Annotated in this window: 20 protein-coding genes and 1 pseudogene; 8 read left to right on the top strand and 13 right to left on the bottom strand. The window is 73.7% G+C overall.

Features of this window, described 5'->3' with window-relative positions; all coding sequences use genetic code 11:
* Nucleotides 1–3 precede the first annotated feature (3 nt).
* On the top strand, nucleotides 4–771 hold the full coding sequence (locus tag M8H82_RS11165; protein WP_250072754.1) for a class I SAM-dependent methyltransferase: 768 nt from the start codon (nucleotides 4–6) through the stop codon (nucleotides 769–771).
* Here M8H82_RS11165 and M8H82_RS11160 read toward each other — a convergent pair.
* From M8H82_RS11160 to M8H82_RS11140, 5 genes are all read right to left on the bottom strand, one after another.
* Entirely contained in the window at nucleotides 741–1,484 is a 744-nt protein-coding gene (locus M8H82_RS11160; protein ID WP_250072747.1) for a GntR family transcriptional regulator, read from the bottom strand. The genes M8H82_RS11165 and M8H82_RS11160 overlap by 31 nt on opposite strands.
* Nucleotides 1,485–1,618: 134 nt before the next feature.
* Nucleotides 1,619–2,587 (bottom strand): acetylxylan esterase, encoded by a 969-nt coding sequence (locus M8H82_RS11155; RefSeq protein WP_250072746.1) that lies wholly within the window; start codon nucleotides 2,585–2,587, stop codon nucleotides 1,619–1,621.
* Between the two features lie 250 nt (nucleotides 2,588–2,837).
* Complete coding sequence (locus tag M8H82_RS11150; RefSeq protein ID WP_250072743.1) at nucleotides 2,838–3,419, bottom strand: hypothetical protein; 582 nt, start codon at nucleotides 3,417–3,419, stop codon at nucleotides 2,838–2,840.
* A gap of 32 nt (nucleotides 3,420–3,451) precedes the next feature.
* Nucleotides 3,452–4,207, bottom strand: coding sequence for a ferredoxin reductase (locus tag M8H82_RS11145; protein WP_250072741.1), 756 nt, complete (start codon nucleotides 4,205–4,207; stop codon nucleotides 3,452–3,454).
* Nucleotides 4,200–4,805: a sulfite oxidase-like oxidoreductase gene (locus M8H82_RS11140; RefSeq protein WP_250072739.1), complete on the bottom strand. Its 606-nt coding sequence runs from the start codon at nucleotides 4,803–4,805 to the stop codon at nucleotides 4,200–4,202. The genes M8H82_RS11145 and M8H82_RS11140 overlap by 8 nt, the downstream gene beginning before the upstream one ends.
* A 158-nt stretch (nucleotides 4,806–4,963) precedes the next feature.
* On the opposite strand from M8H82_RS11140, the gene M8H82_RS11135 reads away from it, so the two are divergent.
* Nucleotides 4,964–5,674: a GNAT family N-acetyltransferase gene (locus M8H82_RS11135; RefSeq protein WP_250072738.1), complete on the top strand. Its 711-nt coding sequence runs from the start codon at nucleotides 4,964–4,966 to the stop codon at nucleotides 5,672–5,674.
* Here M8H82_RS11135 and M8H82_RS11130 read toward each other — a convergent pair.
* Nucleotides 5,671–6,099 (bottom strand): MarR family winged helix-turn-helix transcriptional regulator, encoded by a 429-nt coding sequence (locus tag M8H82_RS11130; RefSeq protein WP_250072736.1) that lies wholly within the window; start codon nucleotides 6,097–6,099, stop codon nucleotides 5,671–5,673. The two genes, M8H82_RS11135 and M8H82_RS11130, sit on opposite strands and share 4 nt — an antisense overlap.
* 201 nt (nucleotides 6,100–6,300) lie before the next feature.
* Here M8H82_RS11130 and M8H82_RS11125 point away from each other — a divergent pair.
* A pseudogene (locus M8H82_RS11125) lies at nucleotides 6,301–7,074 on the top strand (putative protein N(5)-glutamine methyltransferase); the annotation flags it as partial.
* A gap of 112 nt (nucleotides 7,075–7,186) precedes the next feature.
* On the opposite strand, the gene M8H82_RS11120 reads toward M8H82_RS11125, so the two are convergent.
* A complete protein-coding gene (locus M8H82_RS11120) occupies nucleotides 7,187–9,178 on the bottom strand; it encodes a SpoIIE family protein phosphatase (RefSeq protein WP_250073067.1) in 1,992 nt (663 codons plus the stop codon).
* A gap of 778 nt (nucleotides 9,179–9,956) precedes the next feature.
* On the opposite strand from M8H82_RS11120, the gene M8H82_RS11115 reads away from it, so the two are divergent.
* The 3 genes from M8H82_RS11115 to M8H82_RS11105 all read left to right on the top strand — a co-directional run bounded on the left by M8H82_RS11115 (nucleotide 9,957) and on the right by M8H82_RS11105 (nucleotide 13,035).
* Nucleotides 9,957–10,340 carry a hypothetical protein gene (locus tag M8H82_RS11115; RefSeq protein WP_250072726.1) on the top strand — a complete coding sequence of 128 codons (384 nt, stop codon included), beginning with the start codon at nucleotides 9,957–9,959 and terminating at the stop codon, nucleotides 10,338–10,340.
* An 89-nt stretch (nucleotides 10,341–10,429) separates the two neighbouring features.
* Entirely contained in the window at nucleotides 10,430–12,445 is a 2,016-nt protein-coding gene (locus M8H82_RS11110) for an NADPH-dependent 2,4-dienoyl-CoA reductase (protein WP_250072724.1), read from the top strand.
* A gap of 32 nt (nucleotides 12,446–12,477) precedes the next feature.
* A complete protein-coding gene (locus M8H82_RS11105) occupies nucleotides 12,478–13,035 on the top strand; it encodes a PadR family transcriptional regulator (RefSeq protein ID WP_250072722.1) in 558 nt (185 codons plus the stop codon).
* Here M8H82_RS11105 and M8H82_RS11100 read toward each other — a convergent pair.
* A complete protein-coding gene (locus M8H82_RS11100; protein WP_250072720.1) occupies nucleotides 13,023–13,568 on the bottom strand; it encodes a hypothetical protein in 546 nt (181 codons plus the stop codon). The genes M8H82_RS11105 and M8H82_RS11100 overlap by 13 nt on opposite strands.
* A gap of 169 nt (nucleotides 13,569–13,737) precedes the next feature.
* On the bottom strand, nucleotides 13,738–14,736 hold the full coding sequence (locus tag M8H82_RS11095; protein WP_250072718.1) for a fibronectin type III domain-containing protein: 999 nt from the start codon (nucleotides 14,734–14,736) through the stop codon (nucleotides 13,738–13,740).
* A 413-nt stretch (nucleotides 14,737–15,149) separates the two neighbouring features.
* Here M8H82_RS11095 and M8H82_RS11090 point away from each other — a divergent pair, with 413 nt between their 5' ends.
* The gene (locus M8H82_RS11090; RefSeq protein WP_250072709.1) at nucleotides 15,150–15,884 is read left to right on the top strand and encodes a glycoside hydrolase family 75 protein; all 735 of its coding nucleotides are present in this window, start codon (nucleotides 15,150–15,152) and stop codon (nucleotides 15,882–15,884) included.
* A gap of 9 nt (nucleotides 15,885–15,893) precedes the next feature.
* Here the strand turns inward: M8H82_RS11090 and M8H82_RS11085 are convergent, their stop codons facing one another.
* Nucleotides 15,894–16,646 (bottom strand): SDR family NAD(P)-dependent oxidoreductase, encoded by a 753-nt coding sequence (locus M8H82_RS11085; RefSeq protein WP_250072708.1) that lies wholly within the window; start codon nucleotides 16,644–16,646, stop codon nucleotides 15,894–15,896.
* A gap of 137 nt (nucleotides 16,647–16,783) precedes the next feature.
* Here M8H82_RS11085 and M8H82_RS11080 point away from each other — a divergent pair, with 137 nt between their 5' ends.
* On the top strand, nucleotides 16,784–17,410 hold the full coding sequence (locus tag M8H82_RS11080) for a TetR/AcrR family transcriptional regulator (RefSeq protein ID WP_250072707.1): 627 nt from the start codon (nucleotides 16,784–16,786) through the stop codon (nucleotides 17,408–17,410).
* 24 nt (nucleotides 17,411–17,434) lie between these two features.
* On the opposite strand, the gene dhaM is transcribed toward M8H82_RS11080, so the two are convergent.
* From dhaM to dhaK, 3 genes are read right to left on the bottom strand one after another with little or no spacing between them, the layout of a single operon-like run.
* Nucleotides 17,435–17,845 carry a dihydroxyacetone kinase phosphoryl donor subunit DhaM gene (gene dhaM / locus M8H82_RS11075; RefSeq protein WP_250072705.1) on the bottom strand — a complete coding sequence of 137 codons (411 nt, stop codon included), beginning with the start codon at nucleotides 17,843–17,845 and terminating at the stop codon, nucleotides 17,435–17,437.
* Complete coding sequence (gene dhaL, locus M8H82_RS11070; RefSeq protein WP_250072703.1) at nucleotides 17,838–18,437, bottom strand: dihydroxyacetone kinase subunit DhaL; 600 nt, start codon at nucleotides 18,435–18,437, stop codon at nucleotides 17,838–17,840. The genes dhaM and dhaL overlap by 8 nt, the downstream gene beginning before the upstream one ends.
* A 47-nt stretch (nucleotides 18,438–18,484) precedes the next feature.
* Nucleotides 18,485–19,477: a dihydroxyacetone kinase subunit DhaK gene (dhaK, locus tag M8H82_RS11065; RefSeq protein ID WP_250072701.1), complete on the bottom strand. Its 993-nt coding sequence runs from the start codon at nucleotides 19,475–19,477 to the stop codon at nucleotides 18,485–18,487.
* Nucleotides 19,478–19,585: the final 108 nt, after the last annotated feature.

Here is a 19,585-nt window from a genome sequence, read left to right as displayed (position 1 = left end):
CGGATGTTCAGCCCCGAAGGCCCCTCCCTGCGCGAACTCGCCGTCCAGGCGCTGTCGTCCGTCGAACGCGGCTACGACCTGCTCGCCCCGAAGTTCGACCACACCCCCTTCCGCACTCCCGACTCGGTGCTCGACGCCGTCGCCGCGGCACTGGAGCGGAAGGGACCCTTCGACACCGGGCTCGACCTGTGCTGCGGCACCGGTGCCGGGATCGACGTGCTCACGCGCGTGTGCCGACGCGGCGTCGTCGGGCTCGACTTCAGCGCGGGCATGCTCACGGTCGCCCGCGAGCGCACCCGCCCGGCCGGCGGGCCGCCGGTGTCCCATGTCCGCGCGGACGCCCGCGCCCTGCCGTTCGCGCCCGCCTTCGATCTCGCGGTGAGTTTCGGCGCGTTCGGGCACTTCCTGCCGCGCGAGCTGCCCGGCCTGTTCGCGCAGGTGCACTCCGTCCTGCGGCCCGGCGGGGCGTTCGTCTTCCCGGTCGTCGCCCCGCCCCGGCCCGGATCGCGGGCGTACTGGATGCTGCTGGGCTTCGACGCGGTCATGCGGGTCCGCAACGCCGTGTGGCGCCCGCCGTTCGTCATGTACTACCGGGCGTTCCGGCTGGGCGAGGTGCGCCCGGAGCTGGAGCGCGCCGGATTCTCCGTGACCCTGGAACCCCTGCCCGGGTTCGGCCGGCGGCCGGACGGGAGCCCCAGGGTCCGGATGATCGTGGCGCGCCGGCTCGAGGGCGGCCCCGCTCAGACGGCCGCCGGCAGCGTGAACTCGTAGACCAGCGCGTCCTGCGGGGCGTCCACGACCAGTTCGGTGATCTCCAGCGGACGGGCGTACTGGTCGTGCACGCGGCGCGTGACCCGTACCGACGGGGCGCCCGGGAGCGGGGTGATGGAGTCCCGGTGGTGCAGGGTCAGGCCCGCCTTGCGCATCCAGTCGTAGGTGCGGCGCAGTTGGGCCGAGGTGGAGCCGTCCGCGCGGTCCCGGTAGCGGGCCAGTTCCTCGACCTCGGCCAGCGCCACGGCGGAGAACGACGTGACGGCCGTACGGCGGCCGCCCCCGTCGGCGTCCGCGGACTCGTAGCGGTGCACGAGGGTCCGGCGGTGCGGGGCGAGGCCCAGGGCCTCGGCATGGCCGGGCGGGGGAGTCTCCCAGGTCACCGTCGCGCGGTCGGCGGCGCCCGGATCGGCCGCCCGGGCACCGACCGGGAAGGTGAGCGCCGCCGGATTCTCGACCGGCAGGCCGGGCAGGGTGGCGTGGCTGCCGCGCCGGTCGGTGGCGACCAGGCCGTCGTGCCGCAGCACCTCCAGCGCCTGCCGTACGGTCTCCCTGCTGACCCCGAAGTGCCGCGCCAAGTGCCGCTCGCCGGGCAGCCGTTCGCCGGGCGGGATCGTGCCGTCGCGCAGCTCGCCGAGCAATTGCGTCGCGATCCGCCAGTAGAGGGGCTGTGCCTCGGTGGGCGAGTGGTCGTGCGGGGTGGTGCGGGCCATGCCGCGCCCTCCTGTTGGTGACGTGCCGTAGCCGTGCCGACTCATTGCGCCACCAGATCTACCATTGGTCTAAACCAGCAGGGAAGGCCGTCGGGCCGGTTCGGCCGAAACCGGCCCACGGACCGCCCCACGCCTCAGGCGTACGACCGCAGCCAGCGCATCTTGGCCGCATCGTGGTACGGCCCGCCGCCCTCGTGGTCGTTGAACTCGTACACCTCGATCGCCTTGTTCTCGTGCGCCCAGGAGTTGTAGGCCGCGAAGACGGTCGAGGGCGGACAGGTCTGGTCCTCCAGGGCGGCCGAGAACAGGGCCGGGGCCGTGCCGCGGGCCGCGAAGTGGACGCCGTCGAAGTAGGAGAGCGTGCGCAGCACGTCCTCGCCGCGGCCGCGGTGCGTCTTGAGGTAGAGGCCTATCTCGCGGTACGGGTGACGGTCGGTCAGCGTCGCCGCGCGGGGGTAGTCGCACAGGAACGGCACGTCCGGGGCGACGGCCGTCAGGTCCGGCACCAGACCGCCCACCGCGATCGTGATCCCGCCGCCCTGGCTGGCGCCCAGCGCCACGGTCCGCGAGGCATCCGTCAGCGGATGCGAACGGGCCGCCTCCACCGCCCGCACCGCGTCGGTGAAGACCCGCCGGTAGTAGTAGTTCTCGGGCGCGTCGACACCGCGCGTCATGAATCCGGGGTACGCCGGGGCGCCGCCCACCGGGTCCGCCGTACCGCCGCCACCGCCCCAGGCGCTGCCCTGGCCGCGGGTGTCCATCACGAAGTGCGCCCGGCCCGTGGACGCCCACAGCAGATGCTCGTGCGGCAGCCCGCGCCCGCCCCCGTACCCGACGAACTCCACCACCAGCGGCACCGGCTCCTGCGCCGCCGCGGGCAGCGTCAGCCAGCCCTTCACCGGATGACCGCCGAATCCGGCGAAGGTCACGTCGTACACCGTCACCGTGGCCAGTCCGGTGTCGACCGGCTCGAAGCGGGCGTCCAGATCGTGCGCGCGGGCCTCCTGGAGCGTCTTGGACCAGAAGGAGTCGAAGTCCTCGGGCGCGACGGAATCACTGCGGTACTCACGCAGTTCGTCGAGCGGAAGGTCGAACAGGGCCATGAATGACCGCCTTCGGGGAGGAGGGCTTGCGGATGATCACACGGTACGGCGGTGATCGGACCTTTCGCCAGATCAATCCCCGGGTACGCGTCCGGCGCCGACGCCCTGGCACGTCCCTCGACGGCCCCGTCGCAGGGGCGGAAGCGCTGGTCAGCGAGGGCGAGTTGACGGTCGTGCCTGCCGGGCGGAAGGTCGCCGAGGGCGGGGCCGCGGTCCCCGGTGGTCGGGTCACCGCGGCGTCGGCCCGCGGTCAGGCGTCCCGTCGGCTCCACTGCGGCTCGATCCGGGCCCACTCGCGCTCCCACTCCGTGAGCCGCCGCGCGATCGAGGCGCGGCGGAACAGGGCGTGGCCGAGGAGGGCCAGGCTCGCCGCCGCGGCCGTCGCGCAGACGCCGATCGTCACGGTGTGCTGCCAGACCGTCGCCTCGGTCGTCGGCGGCGGGACGCTGCGGCCCGCGGAGTCGAGCCACACGTCGACCCGGTCACCGGGGTGCGTGCCGGCCGGGACCAGGGCCGTGTCCGTGCGACGTGTGCCGTCCAGGCCGGTCCAGCGCACCGTCACCCGCTGCTTGCGCCCGGTGCTCTGCACGGTGGGGAGGGATCCCGGGTCCCGCCCGGTGACCTCGGCGCGGATCCGGTGGCGGTCGGCATGCTGGGCCGCCGCCGTGGCCCGGGCGTCGTCATGGGCCCACCAGCCCGCCGCCACCCCGGCCGACGGCGCGGCCACGAACACCAGGACGGCCACCACCGCGACCGCCCACGCCTCCACCACATCGGACCGGCGCCGCAGCGGGTTGTCCCGCCGGCGCCGGCCGGGCGCTTGTGTCTTCACATCGGCCGGGTACCCGCACACGCGCGCGGAAGTCAGCCGAAGCGTTCGATGCGGATCCGGTCGACCGGCTGGCCCGCCTCCACGAGCAGCCGCGAGGCGTGCTCGGCGAACCCGTTGGAGCCGCACACATAGGCCTCCCACCCGCCGGGCGGCCGCTGGGCCAGGAGCGGCGCCACGTGCGCGGCCGACAGACGGCCGACCGGCACACCGTCGGGTGCGCTGCGCGTGAACACGGGCGTCGTCTCGGCGCCGTACTCCCGCGCGTAGATCAGCTCCTCGGGGCTGCGCGCCGACACCAGCAGCCGCAGCGGCATGTCCAGGCCGCGCGCACGGTGGTGGCGGACCATCGACATCAGCGGGACGACCCCGGATCCGGCGCCGATCAGCAGCGCCGGCCGGTCCCCGGGCCAGGCGAAGAAGCCGCTGACCGGGCCGCGCACCTCGACCCGGTCGCCGGGCCGGGCGACGGTGTGGAACCAGCCGGAGACCTCGCCGCCCTCGACATGGTCCAGGGTCAGCTCGATGTGCCCGGAGTCGTCGGGCGCGGACGCGATCGAGTAGTGGCGCTGGGCCGCGTAACCGTCCTCGGCGGTCAGCCGCAGCATCAGATGCTGGCCGGGCACATGTCCCGCCCAGGCGGGCACCGCGAGCCGGACGGTGGCCGCGTGCGGGGTCTCGCGCCGGATCTCGGCGACAGTGGCGGTCTGCCACGCCGTCGCCGTCTCCTGGTTCACCGCGATGCGGCCGGGCACGGCGAAGCGGGGCGGGGGAGTGAAGGTCTCAGTCACCGGAGTACCGCTGCTCCTCCCACGGGTTGCCCCGCTCGTGGTAGCCGTTCTGCTCCCAGAAGCCCGGCTCGTCGTGGTCGAGGATGCGCAGGCCCGCGATCCACTTGGCGCTCTTCCAGAAGTACAGATGCGGCACCAGCAGCCGTGCCGGTCCGCCGTGCTCCGGGGCGAGCGGTTGCCCGTCGTACTCCCAGGCGATCCAGGCGCGTCCGCCGGTGAGGTCCGCGAGCGGGAGGTTCGTGGTGTACCCGGTGTGCGAGTAGGCCACGGCATGGGTGGCGGAGGCATGGGGCCGGACCGCACTCAGGAAGGCGTCCAGGGAGACGCCCCCGAACCGCACCCCGAACTTCGACCAGCTCGTCACACAGTGGATGGCGCCCTCGTACACCGACCCGGGCAGCGCGTGCGCCTCGTCCCAGTTCCAGGTGCGGGGCCGCTCGACCAGACCGTCGACGCGGAACGTCCACTCGGCGGCCGCGAGATCCGGTGTGACCTCGGCGGACAGGACGGGCCAGTCGTCGCCGGCGTCGTACTGGCCGGGTGGCAGTCCGGGGTCGGGGACGCGCGGGCGTCCGGTGAAGCCTCGGGTGACGTTCATGCGGGTGGTGCCTCCAGACCGCCGTGCGCGACGGCCGTGATCAGTACGTTGCTCATTCAACCGTACTGGTCCGACGGGGCGGGAATAGCCGTCCGCCGATCTTGATTGGTTTCTGTGGCGGCGAAGGTTTCCGTGGCGGCACAGGAGAGAGGGAGCAGATGTCCGAGGCGTACGAGCAGGTCCTCGACAACCCGGCCTGGGCCGCGCTGACCGGCCCGCAGGCCCCGCTGGCCGAGCAGCGGGGCCGGGTCCTGCGCTACCCCGCCGAGGTGGCGCCCTGGGTGGCGGTTCCCGAGGACCCGGAGCCCGCCGACTGGGCCGACATCGCCGCCCTCGCCGGTCCCGGCAACGAGGCCCTGCTGATCGGCTTCCGGGGTCCGGCGCCCGAGGGCTGGGAGACCGTCTTCCGCGCCGAGGGCGTGCAGCTCGTCGGCCCGGACGTGGCCGGCGCGCCGGACCCGGAGGCGGTCCGCCTCGGCCCGGCCGACGTGCCCGAGATGCTCGACCTGGTCGCCCGCACCCGTCCGGGACCGTTCCGGGCCCGCACCCTCGAACTCGGCACTTACCTGGGCATACGCCGGGACGGCAAGCTGGTCGCCATGGCGGGGGAGCGGCTGCGGCCGCCGGGCTGGACGGAGATCAGCGCGGTGTGCACCGACCCCGCCGTCCGGGGCCAGGGCCTGGCCGGACGGCTGGTGCTCGCCGTCGCCCACGGCATCCAGGAGCGCGGCGAGAAGCCCTTCCTGCAGGCGGCCGCGGACAACACGGGCGCGATCCGGCTGTACGAGACCCTGGGCTTCCGGCTGCGCCGCAGCACCGTCTTCCTCGGCACCCGCGTCCCCGGCGACCTGCTGGAACCGGTGGCCTAACCGGCGTTGTAGCGCACCAGGTACCCGGCGAACCGCCGCAGATCCTCGTCCGGCCAGTCGGCCAGCCGCTCCCGCACGACCTCCCGCCGCCGCTCGGTGACCTGGGCGAGGAGCCGCCGCCCCGCGTCCGTCAGGTGCAGCACCTGCACCCGGTGGTCGTCCGGATCGAGGCTCCGCCCGATGAGCCCGTCGCGCTCCAGGCCTGCCACCTGGCGGCTCACCGTGGACTTGTCCAGGGCGTAGTGCGCCGCGAGGTCGGTGGCCCGGCAGCCGCCGCTCTCCTCCAGATGGCCGAGCAGGGTGTACGAGACCAGCGACAGCTCGGGGTGCATACGTCCGGCCGAGGCCCGGGCGCGGCGGGCGAAAGCCGTCATCTCGCGCTGGATGGTCTCCACGGCCGGGTCCGGAACGTCCCTCGTACTCATGGTTGCAGAGTACAACTCGGCAGACATCGGCGGTGATCACTGGATAAGCTGACCGCCGTCCGCGGAGCGTCCCGGACGTGTCGCACCGAGGGGGTGAGACCCATTACCGCAGTGTCAGGTCGGGTGCTCTCCCCGCGCGTCGGTGCCGTCGCCGCTCGCCGGTGACTCGAGGAGCGCCCTTCGGATCCCGAAAGGCCCCCCTTGACTTCCCCTTCCCTCTCCCGTGACGCCGTGGTCGCCGCGCTGCGCGCCGCGGGCTGTGTCTTCGCCGAGGACGAGGCGCGGCTGCTGTTGAGCGCCGCCGCCTCGGACGCCGAACTCGCCGCCCTGGTGGACCGGCGGGCGGCCGGCCATCCCCTCGAACTCGTCCTCGGCTGGGCCGAGTTCCGCGGACTGCGCATCGTCGTCGAGCCCGGGGTCTTCGTCCCCCGCCGCCGTACCGAGTTCCTGGTCGAGCAGGCCCTGGCCCAGGTCCCGGACGCCCGGGTGGTGGTGGACCTGTGCTGCGGCTCGGGCGCCGTCGGCGCCGCCCTCGCCGCGGCGCTGGGCCCGGTCGAACTGCACGCCGCCGACATCGACCGGGCCGCGGTGCGCTGCGCCCGCCGCAACGTCGCCGCGTACGGCGGTCAGGTGCACGCCGGTGACCTGTTCGGGGCGCTGCCCGCGGCCCTGCGCGGCCGGGTCGACATCCTCGCCGCCAACGTCCCCTACGTACCCACCGGCGAGGTCGCCCTCCTGCCCGCCGAAGCTCGCGACCACGAGCCGCTGACCGCCCTCGACGGCGGGGCCGACGGGCTGGACCTGCTGCGCAGGGTCGCCGGCGAGGCGGCGCGCTGGCTGGCGCCGGGCGGCTGTCTGCTCGTCGAGACCAGCGAGCGCCAGACCGCGGCCGCCGTCGAGGCCTTCACCCGCGGCGGCCTGACAGCCCGCCCGGCGGTGTGCGAGGAGCGGTACGCCCAGGTCGTGGTCGGTACGGTCCCTTCGCGCCGGCCGGCGCGTCCGTGGCCCCACGCACCGGAAGGGAGGGACGCGGTCCTCCCCGCCGTGAGCGGCGCCACCGCCCTTGCCGAACCGGCCTGTCCGGGGTTTAACCCGGCCGCACCACCCGCGCGATGAGCAGGGCGACGTCGTCGGAGTTGTCGGGCTGGTGCAGTGTGCGCAGCAGGAGGTCGCAGACCTCCTCCAGCGGGCGGTCGGGGCCGTCGAGGAGGTGCAGCAGCGCGTCGAGGCGTTCGTCCAGCGGGTGCCGGCGGGTCTCGACGAGGCCGTCGGTGTAGAACACCAGCCGGTCGCCGGGCTCCAGCGTCACGGTGGTGGTGGAGAAGGCCACTCCGCCCACTCCGAGCGGTGCCCCGGTGGGGAGTTCGAGCAGCTCCGGGGCGTGGCCGTCGCGCAGCCGGACCGGGGGCAGATGCCCGGCGTTGGCGATCCTGCATTGCCGCAGCCCCGGGTCGTGGACCGCGTACACACAGGTGGCGATGGAGTGGTCCAGGCCCTCCGTGGTCCGGTCCAGGTGTTCCAGCAGCCGGGCCGGGTCGAGGTCGAGGGAGGCGAGGGTGTTGGTCGCGGTCCGCAGCCGGCCCATGGTGGCGGCGGCGCTCACCCCGCTGCCCATCACGTCACCGACGACCAGCGCGGTCTTGCCGCCGTCCAGCGGGATCACGTCGAACCAGTCGCCGCCGACCTCCGCCGTGGCGCCCGCGGGCTGGTAGCGGGAGGCGACCTCCAGACCGCCCGTCCTCGGCGGATGGCTCGGCAGCAGACTGCGCTGGAGAGTGAGGGCGGTGTTGCGGGCGTTCTGGTACCAGCGGGCGTTGTCGATCTGCACGGCCGCGCGGGCCGCCAACTCCCGGGCCAGCAGCAGATCGTCGTCCCCGAAGGGCAGGGGGTTGGTCATCCGCTTCAGGTCGAGGGAGCCCAGCACCTCCCCGCGGGCGATCAGCGGCACGGCCAGATAGGAGTGCACCCCCGCGCGGGCCAGCTGCTCGGCGGCCTCGGGTGAACGGGCGATGCGGGGCAGGTCCGCGGGCCCGACCTCGGCCAGCATCACCGGGCTGCCGGTGCGCACGCACTCCGTGACCAGCCGGTCGGAGGCGTACCGCGCGATCTGCCCGGGCGGATCGGCGGCCTCCAGCGCCTCCGACGGATGCTCCGCCTTGACGGCCAGGGCGCGGATCACGGCCGGCTCGGTGGGGCCGAGGATGCTGCGCCTGCCCTCCACCACCGCCTCCAGCAGATCCACGGCCGCGATGTCGGCGAGTTCGGGCACGGCGACATCGGCCAGTTCGCTCGCCGTGCGGTCAAGATCCAGTGTCGTGCCGATACGGGCGGACGCGTCGGCGATCACCGCCAGGCGCCGGCGGGCCGCCTCGGCCTCGACCTGCGCCCGGTGCTGCTCGGTGACGTCCACGACCATGCAGACCGCGCCCAGCACGGTGCCGAGCGCGTCCTCGAGCCGGTACAGCGACACCGACCAGGCGTGCTCCTCGTCCGGATCGGCCGGAGTGCGTCCGACGAGCGCCTGATCGACCAGCGCCGCCCCGCTCTCCAGCACCCGCCGCACCGCGGACTCCAGGGCGTCGGTGTCCAGATCGGGCAGGACCTCGGGGACGGTACGGCCCAGGTGCTCCTCGGCCGGTATGCCGTTGATCCGCTCCAGCGCGGGATTGACGGAGACGAACCGCAGGTCGGTGTCGAGGACGGCGAGACCGGTCGGCGACTGCGCCACCATCCGGGTGGAGAGCGCGACGTCCCGCTCCAGCCGCCGCACGGTCGACTGGTCGGCGGCCAGGCCGAGCGCGTACACGTCGCCCCGGTCGTCCAGCAGCCGCTGGTTGCGGAACTCCACCAGCCGGGTGCTGCCGTCCTTGTGCCGGATCGGGAAGGCCCCGGCCCAGCTCTCGCCGGTCTCCAGGACATCGGCGAACAGCTTCACCACCAGGTCGAAGTGCTGTTCGTGGATCATCAACCGCGCGGCGGACCGGCCCAGCGCCTCCTGCGCGGAGTAGCCGAAGAGCTCCTCGGCCTGGGGGCTCCACAGCACGATCCGGCCCTCGGTGTCCAGGACGACGGAGGCCACGCCCAGCACATCGAGCAGCCCGGTGGGCCGCACAGGCCCCCGCACCGGCTCACCATCCCGGGCCGGGGGCGGCGTGGGGGAGTGCACGGCTTCGTTGCCGGGCACCGATGCGTGGTTCTCGGCCGCGGGTGCTCCGGGGCGCTGCGTGGCCTCGTCACCTCGGGCCGGGGGTGGCGTGGGGGAGTGCACGGCTTCGTTGCCGGGCACCGATGCGTGGTTCTCGGCCGCGGGTGCCCCGGGGGCGTGCATGGCCTCGTCAGCTCCGGCCGGAGGCGGCGCTGGAGCGTGCCCGGCTTCGTCGCCGTAGGGAGTGGGTGGGGTGGGGGCGCGGTCCGGCTCGTCATCCGGCACCGGCTCGTCACCCCCGGCCAGGGGCGGCGTAGGGGCGCGCGCGGGCTCGTCGCCCCGGGCCACGGGAGATCCGGCTGCAGTCATCCCACGCACCGCCTTCGCCCTTCGCGCGACACGCCGCCCCCGTGCCGACTCTCCCAGTTGTACCGCGCTCAACCGTCTCCGCGACCTCTCGCGTCGCTCATCTCCACCATCCCTCAACACGGCGGCGGGCGTCCGGGTGAGCGCCACGAGGACGGCCACCGTCTCGGAGGACGAGGTGCGGGGGACGACCACGACCAGCAGGACTTACCGCCTCGCCCGCGGGTGCCCCGGGCCTTCTCGGGGCTGTGCATCCCGGAATGTGGTGGTTTTCTGGGAGTGCGACACGGTGTCGCGGGGGAACCCGCGCTGTGACGCGGCAAGGCCTCGAGAGGAGCAAGTCACGATGGACACTGAGCGACTGCACCCGGAATCGCACCCGGAATCCGTCTCCGTGGAGCTGAGCGGATGCAGCAAGGAGGACGCCCGGATCGTGTTCGACGCCCTGTGCGCGCACTTCGACTCGGACCGGTGCTCCGACGACGTACCGCAGGACTGGCACGAGAGTCGGCCGACGGTGTGGCTGGGCACCTTCGACGTCTCCGACCCGCGCGCGGGCGAGCGGCCCGAAGGGCGGCTGTCCTCGTCCGTCGAGGCGGACGTACAGGGCGGCTACTGGGCGATCGAGCGCTTCCGCACCACCTTGGACGACCTGTTCACGGTGCATGACCTGAGCACCACCTCCGGTGACCAGGAGCGTGAGCTGCACGTGCGGCTGGAAAGCCGGTGACCTGGGTCTCTTCTTTTGTGCAACTAGTTGCATAAGCCGTGCGCGGTCCTCTACAACAGGGGTGACGACGCCGCGCACGGAGGGGCCCGATGAGCCGTTACCCGCATCTGCTGAACCCGCTCGACCTGGGCTTCACCACCCTGCCCAACCGTGTCCTCATGGGCTCCATGCACGTGGGCCTGGAAGAGGCCGAGCACGGCTTCGAGCGCATGGCCGCCTTCTACGCGGAGCGGGCCCGCGGCGGGGTGGGCCTGATCGTCACCGGCGGCATCGCGCCCAACGACGAGGGACGCCCCTACGAGGGCGGCGCGAAGCTCACCACCGAGGCGGAGGCCGAGCAGCACCGGGTCATCACCGGGGCCGTGCACCGCGAGGGCGGCCGGATCGCGATGCAGATCCTGCACTTCGGCCGCTACGCCTACCACCAGGACCTGGTCGCGCCGAGCCCGCTGCAGGCCCCGATCAGCCCCTTCCCGCCGCGCGAGCTGACCGACGCCGACATCGAGCGGACCATCGAGGACTACGCCCGCACCGCCCGGCTCGCCCGGCGGGCCGGGTACGACGGCGTCGAGATCATGGGCTCCGAGGGCTACCTCATCAACGAGTTCATCGCCGCCCCGACCAACCACCGCACCGACCGCTGGGGCGGCTCGTACGAGAACCGCATGCGGTTCCCGGTAGAGATCGTGCGCCGGGTCCGCGAGGCCGTCGGCGAGGACTTCATCATCGTGTACCGGCTCTCCATGCTGGACCTGATCCCGGGCGGCTCCACGCTCGACGAGGTGATCACCCTCGCCAAGGCCGTGGAGGCCGCCGGGGCGACGCTCATCAACACCGGCATCGGCTGGCACGAGGCCCGGATCCCCACCATCGCCACCTCCGTGCCGCGCGGCGCGTACACCTGGGTCACCAAGCGGCTCATGGGCGAGGTGTCGGTCCCGCTGGTGACCACCAACCGCATCAACACCCCCGAGCTCGCCGAGGAACTGCTCGCCGACGGCTGCGCGGACATGGTCTCGATGGCCCGTCCGATGCTCGCCGACCCGGAGTTCGTGAACAAGGCCGCCGAGGGCCGGCCCGAGGCCATCAACACCTGCATCGGCTGCAACCAGGCCTGCCTCGACCACACCTTCAGCGGCAAGATCACCTCCTGCCTGGTCAACCCGCGCGCCTGCCACGAGACGGAGCTGGTGCTGGCCCCGACCCGGCTGCGCAAGCGGGTCGCGGTCGTGGGGGCGGGCCCGGCCGGTCTCGCCTGCGCGGTGTCGGCCGCCGAGCGCGGCCACGAGGTCACCCTGTTCGACGCCGGCAGCGAGATCGGCGGCCAGCTCAACGTCGCCCGCCAGGTCCCCGGCAAGCAGGAGTTCGACGAGACCCTGCGCTACTTCCGCCACCAGCTCGACGCGCACGGTGTCGACGTACGGCTGAACACGCCCGTCGGGGCAGCCGATCTGGAGGGCTTCGACGAGGTCGTCGTCGCCACCGGCGTCACCCCGCGCACCCCGGACATCCCCGGCGTCGACCACCCCAGCGTCGTCGGCTACCTCGACGTCCTGCGCGACCGGGTGCCCGTCGGGGAGCGGGTCGCGATCCTCGGCGCGGGCGGCATCGGCTTCGACGTCGCGGAGTTCCTCACCGACGGCGGCGACAAGGCGAGCGAGGACCCCGAGACGTACTTCCGGCACTGGGGCGTCGACATGGCGTACGAGGGCCCCGGCGGTCTGGCGGCGCCCGAGCGGCCCGCCCCGCCGCGCACCGTCCACCTGCTGCAGCGCAAGACCAGCAAGGTCGGCGCGGGTCTCGGCAAGACCACCGGCTGGATCCACCGCACCGAGCTCAAGCACCGCGGCGTGCGCATGGTCCCGGGCGTGCGCTACGACCGGATCGACGACGCCGGTCTGCATGTGACCGTCGGCGAGGAGAGCACGGTGCTGGAGGTCGACACCATCGTGCTGTGCACCGGGCAGGAGCCGCGCCGCGACCTCTACCAGGAGCTGGTGGCGGCCGGCCGCAGCGTGCACCTGATCGGCGGCGCGGACGTGGCCGCGGAGCTCGACGCCAAGCGGGCCATCAAGCAGGGCACGGAGGTCGCGGCGGCCCTGTAGGGGCTGTTCCGGGCCGTCCCTAGGATGACGTCATGTCACTCCCGCACGCGATCCTCACCGCCCTGCTCGAAAAGCCGTCCTCGGGGCTGGAGCTGACCCGTCGCTTCGACAAGTCGATCGGTTACTTCTGGTCGGCGACGCATCAGCAGATCTATCGCGAGCTGGGAAAGCTGGAGGCGGACGGGCTGATCCGCGCGCTCGCGTCCGAGCAGCCCGCCCGCGGCCAGAAGAAGCGCTACGAGGTCCTGCCCGCGGGCCGCGCCGAACTGGCCCGCTGGAGCGCCGCCGCCCAGGACCCCAAGCCGCACCGGGACACGCTGCTGCTGCGGCTGCGCGCGGCGGCCGTGGTCGGCACCGAGGGCATCGCGGCCGATCTGCGCCGCCATCTCGACCTGCACACCCGGCAGCTGGCCGAGTACCGGGAGATCGAGAAGCGCGACTTCCCGCCCGGCAAGGACGGCCCCGAGGACCGGCTGCGCCATCTGGTGCTGCGGGCGGGCATCGATCTGGAGACCTTCTGGACCCAGTGGCTCACCCACGCCCTGGCGGAGTTCGCGGAGCTGCCCGGCGCGGAGTCTCAGAGCCGGTAGGGCTTGGCGCGGCGGCGCAGGAACCAGACGGTCGCCGCGGCGCCGACCGCCAGCAGCCCGCCGCCCGCGACGAGTGTCAGCGTGCCGTAGTCCTCGGTGCCGCCGCCCACACCGCCCATGACTCCGCGGGACGGGGAGGCCGTCGGGGAGACGGTGGGCGTGGGGGTCGTGGAGACGACGACGGCCTGGGTGCCCGCCGTCTGGTTGTTGAACGCGCACTGCACGACCACGGTGTACGTGCCCGGGCTGACGTTCGACCAGGCGGCGGACTGCTGGCTGGTCGTGCCCGAGAGCGCCACCTGGCGGCCCTGGGCGAAGTTCGCCTGGCTGCTGGTGAGCAGGGAAGCGGTGCCCCAGCTGCCGGTGGGGCTGGTCTGGCTGCACGTGCTGGTGCTGACCGAGACCGTGTTGCCGCTGGTGCTGACGGAGATCCCGGACTGGGCGGTGGCCGTCGGGGCGGTCAGGGCGAGCGGAAGCGCGGCGACGGCCGCCACGGTCAGCCCCGAGCGGACAATGGGCGATGAGTTGCGCATGTGGACTGCCCTCCAGCGGCACGGTTGGCGGTACATCCCTTGCGCCGCCGAGGGGTCGGGAAAGGCCCGTGCTGCCTCGAGGTCAGCCAACGTCCCCCCGGCCCGGCGCGCATGCGGACCGCACCCGGGCAGGTGACGCGGTCCACCGTCCGGCCCATGGCCGGGCCCCTCACCGGGCCGCGGCGCCCGTGATGACCGTCCGCTCCCCCGAGAAGCCGCCCCACGTCCCGTCGGGCAGCCGCGCCCGCAGCCGCACCCGGTGGCGCACGCCCGCCTCCTCACCCGCGTAGAAGCTGTAGGTGGCCTTCTCGAGCGGTTCGTCGCCGCCGAACGCCACGGAGGTGGCGGGCTTCCCGTCCAGGTGGACCTGGTACTCCGTGACCCGGCCGTCGGCGCGCGGCGGGACCCAGCTCAGGTCGATGTAGTAGGCCCCGTCGCCCTTGTCACGGTGGCTCGTGGCGCGGAAGCCGGCCGGTGCGGTGCCGCGGCCGTCGTCGGTGCCGGGCGTGGTCAGGCGGACGGGCGTGCCCGCCGGGGAGCGGTTGTCGGCGGCGTCCCGGGCGCGGACGGTGAAGGTGTAGCGGGTGCCCGGCCGCAGTCCGGTCACCACGGCCGCGGTCTGGTTCCCGCCCACGCTGTGGATCTTCGTATCGCCCTGATGGATGTCGTACGACACCACCCCGCGGTCGTCCTTCGACGGTGACCAGGACAGCTGGACGGCCCGGCTGCCCACCGCGCGGCCGCGGAGGGCGCCCGGCGCGCTCGGGGCCGAGCGGTCCGCGGCGGCAGCGGCGGGAGTCGTCGCGCGCACCTTCTCGCTGGGCGGTCCGAGCCGGCCGTCGGCGTCCCGGGCGCGCACGGTGAAGGTGTACGCGGTCGAGGGGCGGAGCCGGGTGACATCCACCATGTGTTCGTCACCCGGCACGTCCTTGACCTTGGTGGGGCCGCGATACACCTCGTAGCCGTCGATGCCCCGGCCCGACGCCACCGCGTTCCACATCACGTGCACGCTGGTCGCGCTGCCCGCCTCGGCCGTGACGCCCCTCGGGGCGCCGGGCAGCGGGACCTGCTGCGCCTGTCCCTGGCCGCCGCAGGAGGCGACCAGGGCGAGGGCGCCGCAGAACAGGGCGAGTCGGTGCGGGCGGGCGGGAACCGGAACGCGTCGCACGGCTGAGCCTCCCGTGGGGGAACCCGGGCCGCGCGGAACCTCACGGCCCGGCGCGGCAATGGTCCGGACCAATATGGCGCGGCTGACGCGATCACATCAAGAGGGCGGTGCGGGGTGACCGTTCGCGGCGGTTACGTATGCTGACCTCTCGACGGCTGAACTTCCCAGGGGGATGCGGGAGTTCACGCCGGTGGCGCGGACCGCTGTCGTCGCTGATCCCGCGCCGGCCGTGCGCGGCCGGGAGGACGGGCCGATACGGGCTCGGACTCCCGGCCGCTGCCGGAGAGTCGGTCCCCCCGCCGGACGAGGTGCCCGGGCACCCCGTCTGGCCCCTGAATGGTGGCCGCCCGATCGGCCAGGTACCAGATTGGGCCGAGTGTCCGTCAGTGTCCCCCCGGAGAGGGTTCCTTATCGTGCGTGTCCAGTCGCTGACGCTGGCCGCGGCGAGCGCCGCCCTGCTCGCCCCGACCGCCCTGCCCACCGCCCTGCCCACCGCCGCCCCGCCGCGCGCTGAGGAGCGGCCGGCGGTGCGCCCCGCGGTGCGTCCCGCGATGGGGCCCCAGGGGGGCGTCCGCGCCGCCGAACTGCTGGCCAAGGCGCGCCGGTGCGCCCAGGTCTCCCGCGGGCGCTACCGCACGGACGACGGCCGGTCCCCGACGGTCCCCGTGTGCGCAACCCGGGAGGCCGTCTTCTGGAAGGCCGACCTGGACATCGACTGCGACGGCCGCCCTGGCCGCCGCTGCAACAGCCGTACCGACCCCTGGTTCAGTGACGCCACCGCCTTCACCCAGTCCGACGGCCGCTACCTGGACGCCGAACGCCTCCCGTACGTCGTCGTGCCGGGTCCGAGCCGTGTCTGGGACTACCGGGACCACGGGATCCGCGGCGGCTCGGTGGTCGCCCTCGTGCACCGGGACCGGGTGCGGTACGCGGTCGTCGGCGACGTGGGGCCGCGCGACATCATCGGCGAGGCCTCCTACGCCGCCGCCGAGGCCCTCGGCATCCCTGCCGACCCGCACGGCGGCGGCACGGACTCCGGGGTCACCTACATCGTCTTCAAGGACACCCGGGTGGACCCGATCGAGGACCGCGAGGCCGCCGTGGCGGTGGGGGAGCGCCTGGCGCGCATGTTCGCGCGCGGGCGCTGAGGGCCCGGATCAGACCGCCGACCAGCCGTCGTCCACGGGCAGTACCACGCCGTTGACGTTGCTCGCCGCGTCCGAGGCAAGGAACACGATGGCCGCGGCCTGCTCCTCGGGCCGGGCCAGCCGGCCGACGTTGACGAAGTGCGGGCCGAGCGTCGCCGGCCCGTGGGCTCCCGGCTCGGCGTCGACGACGATGCCGGTCTCGGTGCCTCCGGGCGCGATGGCGTTGGCGCGGATCCCCTTGCCCCGGTACATCACCGCGAGGTTCTTCGTCAGGCCCACCATGCCGTGCTTGGAGGCCGTGTACGCGGCGCCCGCCGCGCTGCCCCTGAGGCCCGCCTCGGAGGCCGTGTTCACGATCACGCCCTTGCCCGCCGCGAGCATGTGCGGCAGCACGGCCCGGGTGAGCTGGAACGGGGCGGTGAGGTTGACCCGGATGACCCGCTCCCACTCCGCGTCGCTCACATCGGCGACCGCCGACATGCGGTCCATGATCCCGGCGTTGTTGACCAGCACGTCCACCCCGCCGAACCGCTCCACGGCGGTGGCCACCACGGCGTCCACGACCGCCCCCTCGCTCAGGTCGCCCGTGACGGCGACCGCGGTGCCGCCCGCCCCCTCGATCTGTGCGACGACGGCCAGGGCGCCCTCGGCGTTGAGATCCGCCACCAGCACCCGGTCGCCCTGCGCGGCGAAGGCCAGCGCCGTGGCCCGGCCGATGCCCGAACCCGCTCCGGTGACGATGACGCCGCGTCCCTCGGTCATGTACTGCTCCCTCCCTGCGCCGGGGCCGAGCGCCCCGTGCGCGCCCACCCTACCGACTTAATGTCTGTCAGTGACATAAAGTAGGCCGTGGTCGTGGTGGAGAATCCCGGGGAGCGATCACCGGACCGGAGGCAGACATGACCGCAGCCCGCACCCGTACGGGGCGACCGCCGCTGACCGAGGAGCGCAAGGCCGAGATCCGGCTGGAGATCGCCCGGGCCGCGGTCGGCCTGTTCGTCGCCCAGGGGGTGACGGCGACCACCGGGGAGCAGATCGGGCAGGCGGTCGGTGTCTCGGCGCGGACGGTGTGGCGCTACTTCCCGAGCAAGGAGAGCTGCGTACGGCCGCTGTTCTCGGCCGGGATCGAGATGATCGCCGAGTCGCTGCGGAACTGGCGTACCGGGGCGCCCCTGGAGCGGATCCTCGACGGCAGCTTCCCGGCCGACCCGGACCCCGCCCACGACACCGTCGGCGCGCTGGTCCGGCTCACCCGCACCGAACCGGCACTGCGCGCCGTCTGGCTCCAGACCTACGACGAGGCCGAGCCGGCCTTCGCGCGGGCGCTCGCCGAGCGGGCCGGACTGCCCGCCGACGACCTGCGCCCGGTGATCCAGGCGGCGATGTTCAACGCGGCCCTGCGGGCGGCCGTGGAGCACCACGCCTGGCACACCGTGGACGCGGCCCCCGACGCGACGGCGACGAGGGCCGAGCTGGAGGCGGCCCTGCGGACGGCCCTGGAGGTGGCCGCCCGCGGCATCGCCTAGGCCAGGCCCGGGCCGCCCCGTCGGTCACACCTTGCGGTAGCTGTACGCCTCCTCCGCGGCCGCCTGTACCGCCGCGAGGTCCGCGCCGGCCGCCGCCGTGACGACCGCGGCGATCGCGCCCTCGACGAAGGGCGCGTCCACCAGGCGCGTGCCGTCCGGGAGTTCGTCGCCCTCGGCGAGCAGCGCCTTGACGGTCAGCACCGCGCTGCCGAGGTCGGTGAGGACGGCCACCCCGGCGCCCCGGTCGACGGCCGCGGCAGCCGCCGCGATCAGCTCGGAACTGGTGCCGAGGCCACCGTCCTCGGTACCGCCCGCAGGGGCCACCGGCACCGAGGTCCCGCCGCCCGCGAGGCTCTTGGCCAGCTCGGCCACCGACGCGGCCACCTCGGCGCTGTGCGACACCAGCACGATCCCGACCCGCTTGTCGTCACTCACCGTTCGCCTCCGCCAGCGCCGCGACGAGCAGGGCCGACGAGGTGGCACCGGGATCCTGGTGCCCGATGCTGCGCTCGCCGAGATAACTCGCCCGCCCCTTGCGCGCCTGCAGCGGCGTCGTGGCCTGTGCCCCCTCCTCGGCGGCGGCCCGCGCGGCGGCGAAACCGTCACCGAGCGCGTCCACGGCCGGCACCAGAGCGTCGATCATCGTCTTGTCGCCCGGCGCGGCACCCCCGAGCGTCATCACCGCGTCCACCCCGGCCCGGAAGGCCTCCGCGAACCGGGTCTCGTCGACCTCGGCCGCCTCCCCGAGCTCCTTGCCGGTGCGCCGCAGCAGCGTCCCGTACAGCGGCCCCGAGGCGCCGCCCACCGTGGAGATCAGCTGCCGTCCGGCGAGGATCAGCACCGCGCCGGGCGTGTCCGGGGACTCCTTGTCCAGGACCGCGGTCACGGCGTGGAACCCGCGCACCAGATTGCTGCCGTGGTCGGCGTCCCCGATCGGCGAGTCGAGGGCGGTGAGGTGTTCCGCCTCGCGGGCGACGGACGCGGCGGTGGCGGTCATCCAGCGGCGGAAGAAATCGGCGTCGAGCACGGGATCTCCTTGCGTGGTAGGTACGTTGACACCCGGGCGCCGCCCGCTCACATGCCCCAGCGCAGCCCGGCCGTCTTCACCGGCGCGTCCCACAGGCGCAGCAGCTCCTCGTCGATCTGGCACAGGGTGACCGAGGCGCCGGCCATGTCGAGGGACGTGACGTAGTTGCCGACGAGGGTGCGGGCCACGGCCACCCCGCGGGCGGCGAGCACCCGCTGCACCTCGGCGCTGAAGCCGTACAGCTCCAGCAGCGGGGTCGCGCCCATGCCGTTGACCAGGACCAGGACGGGGTTGCGCGGGGCCATGTCCTCCAGGATCGCGTGCACCGCGAAGTCGGCGATCTCCCCCGAGGTCATCATCGGCCGCCGCTCCCGCCCCGGCTCACCGTGGATGCCGATGCCGAGCTCCAGCTCACCGGGGGGCAGATCGAAGGTGGGGCTGCCCTTGGCGGGGGTGGTGCAGGCGCTGAGCGCCACGCCGAAGCTACGGGAGTTCTCGTCGACCTGACGGGCGATCGCCTCCACCCGCTCCAGCGGCATGCCCTCCTCGGCCGCCGCGCCCGCGATCTTCTCCACGAACAGGGTCGCGCCGGTGCCGCGGCGTCCGGCGGTGTAGAGGCTGTCGGTGACCGCCACGTCGTCGTCGACGAGCACCTTCGCCACCTGGATGCCCTCGTCCTCGGCGAGTTCGGCCGCCATGTCGAAGTTGAGGACGTCGCCGGTGTAGTTCTTCACGATGAACAGCACGCCCGCGCCACTGTCCACGGCCGCCGCGGCCCGCACCATCTGGTCGGGCACCGGAGAGGTGAACACCTCGCCCGGACAGGCCGCCGACAGCATCCCGGGCCCCACGAACCCGCCGTGCAGCGGCTCGTGCCCCGAACCGCCGCCGGAGACCAGGGCGACCTTTCCGGGCACCGGGGCGTCCCGCCGTACGATCACCCGGTTCTCGACATCAACGGTCAGTTCTGGATGGGCGGCCGCCATACCGCGCAGCGCGTCGGTGACGACGGTCTCCGGGACGTTGATGAGCATCCTCATGGGTGCCTCCTGGTGAGGTGGGCAGACAGCTTCCGGACCGCTGTCGGCAGTATCGACCTTGTGGCGGGGAAGGTCACGTGCGGGGGAGGACCCGTCGGCGCGTGGGGC

This window comes from Streptomyces sp. YS415 (assembly GCF_023544665.1).
In the GTDB taxonomy this organism is placed as follows: domain Bacteria; phylum Actinomycetota; class Actinomycetes; order Streptomycetales; family Streptomycetaceae; genus Streptomyces.
This window is presented reverse-complemented; position numbering and strand designations above follow the sequence as displayed.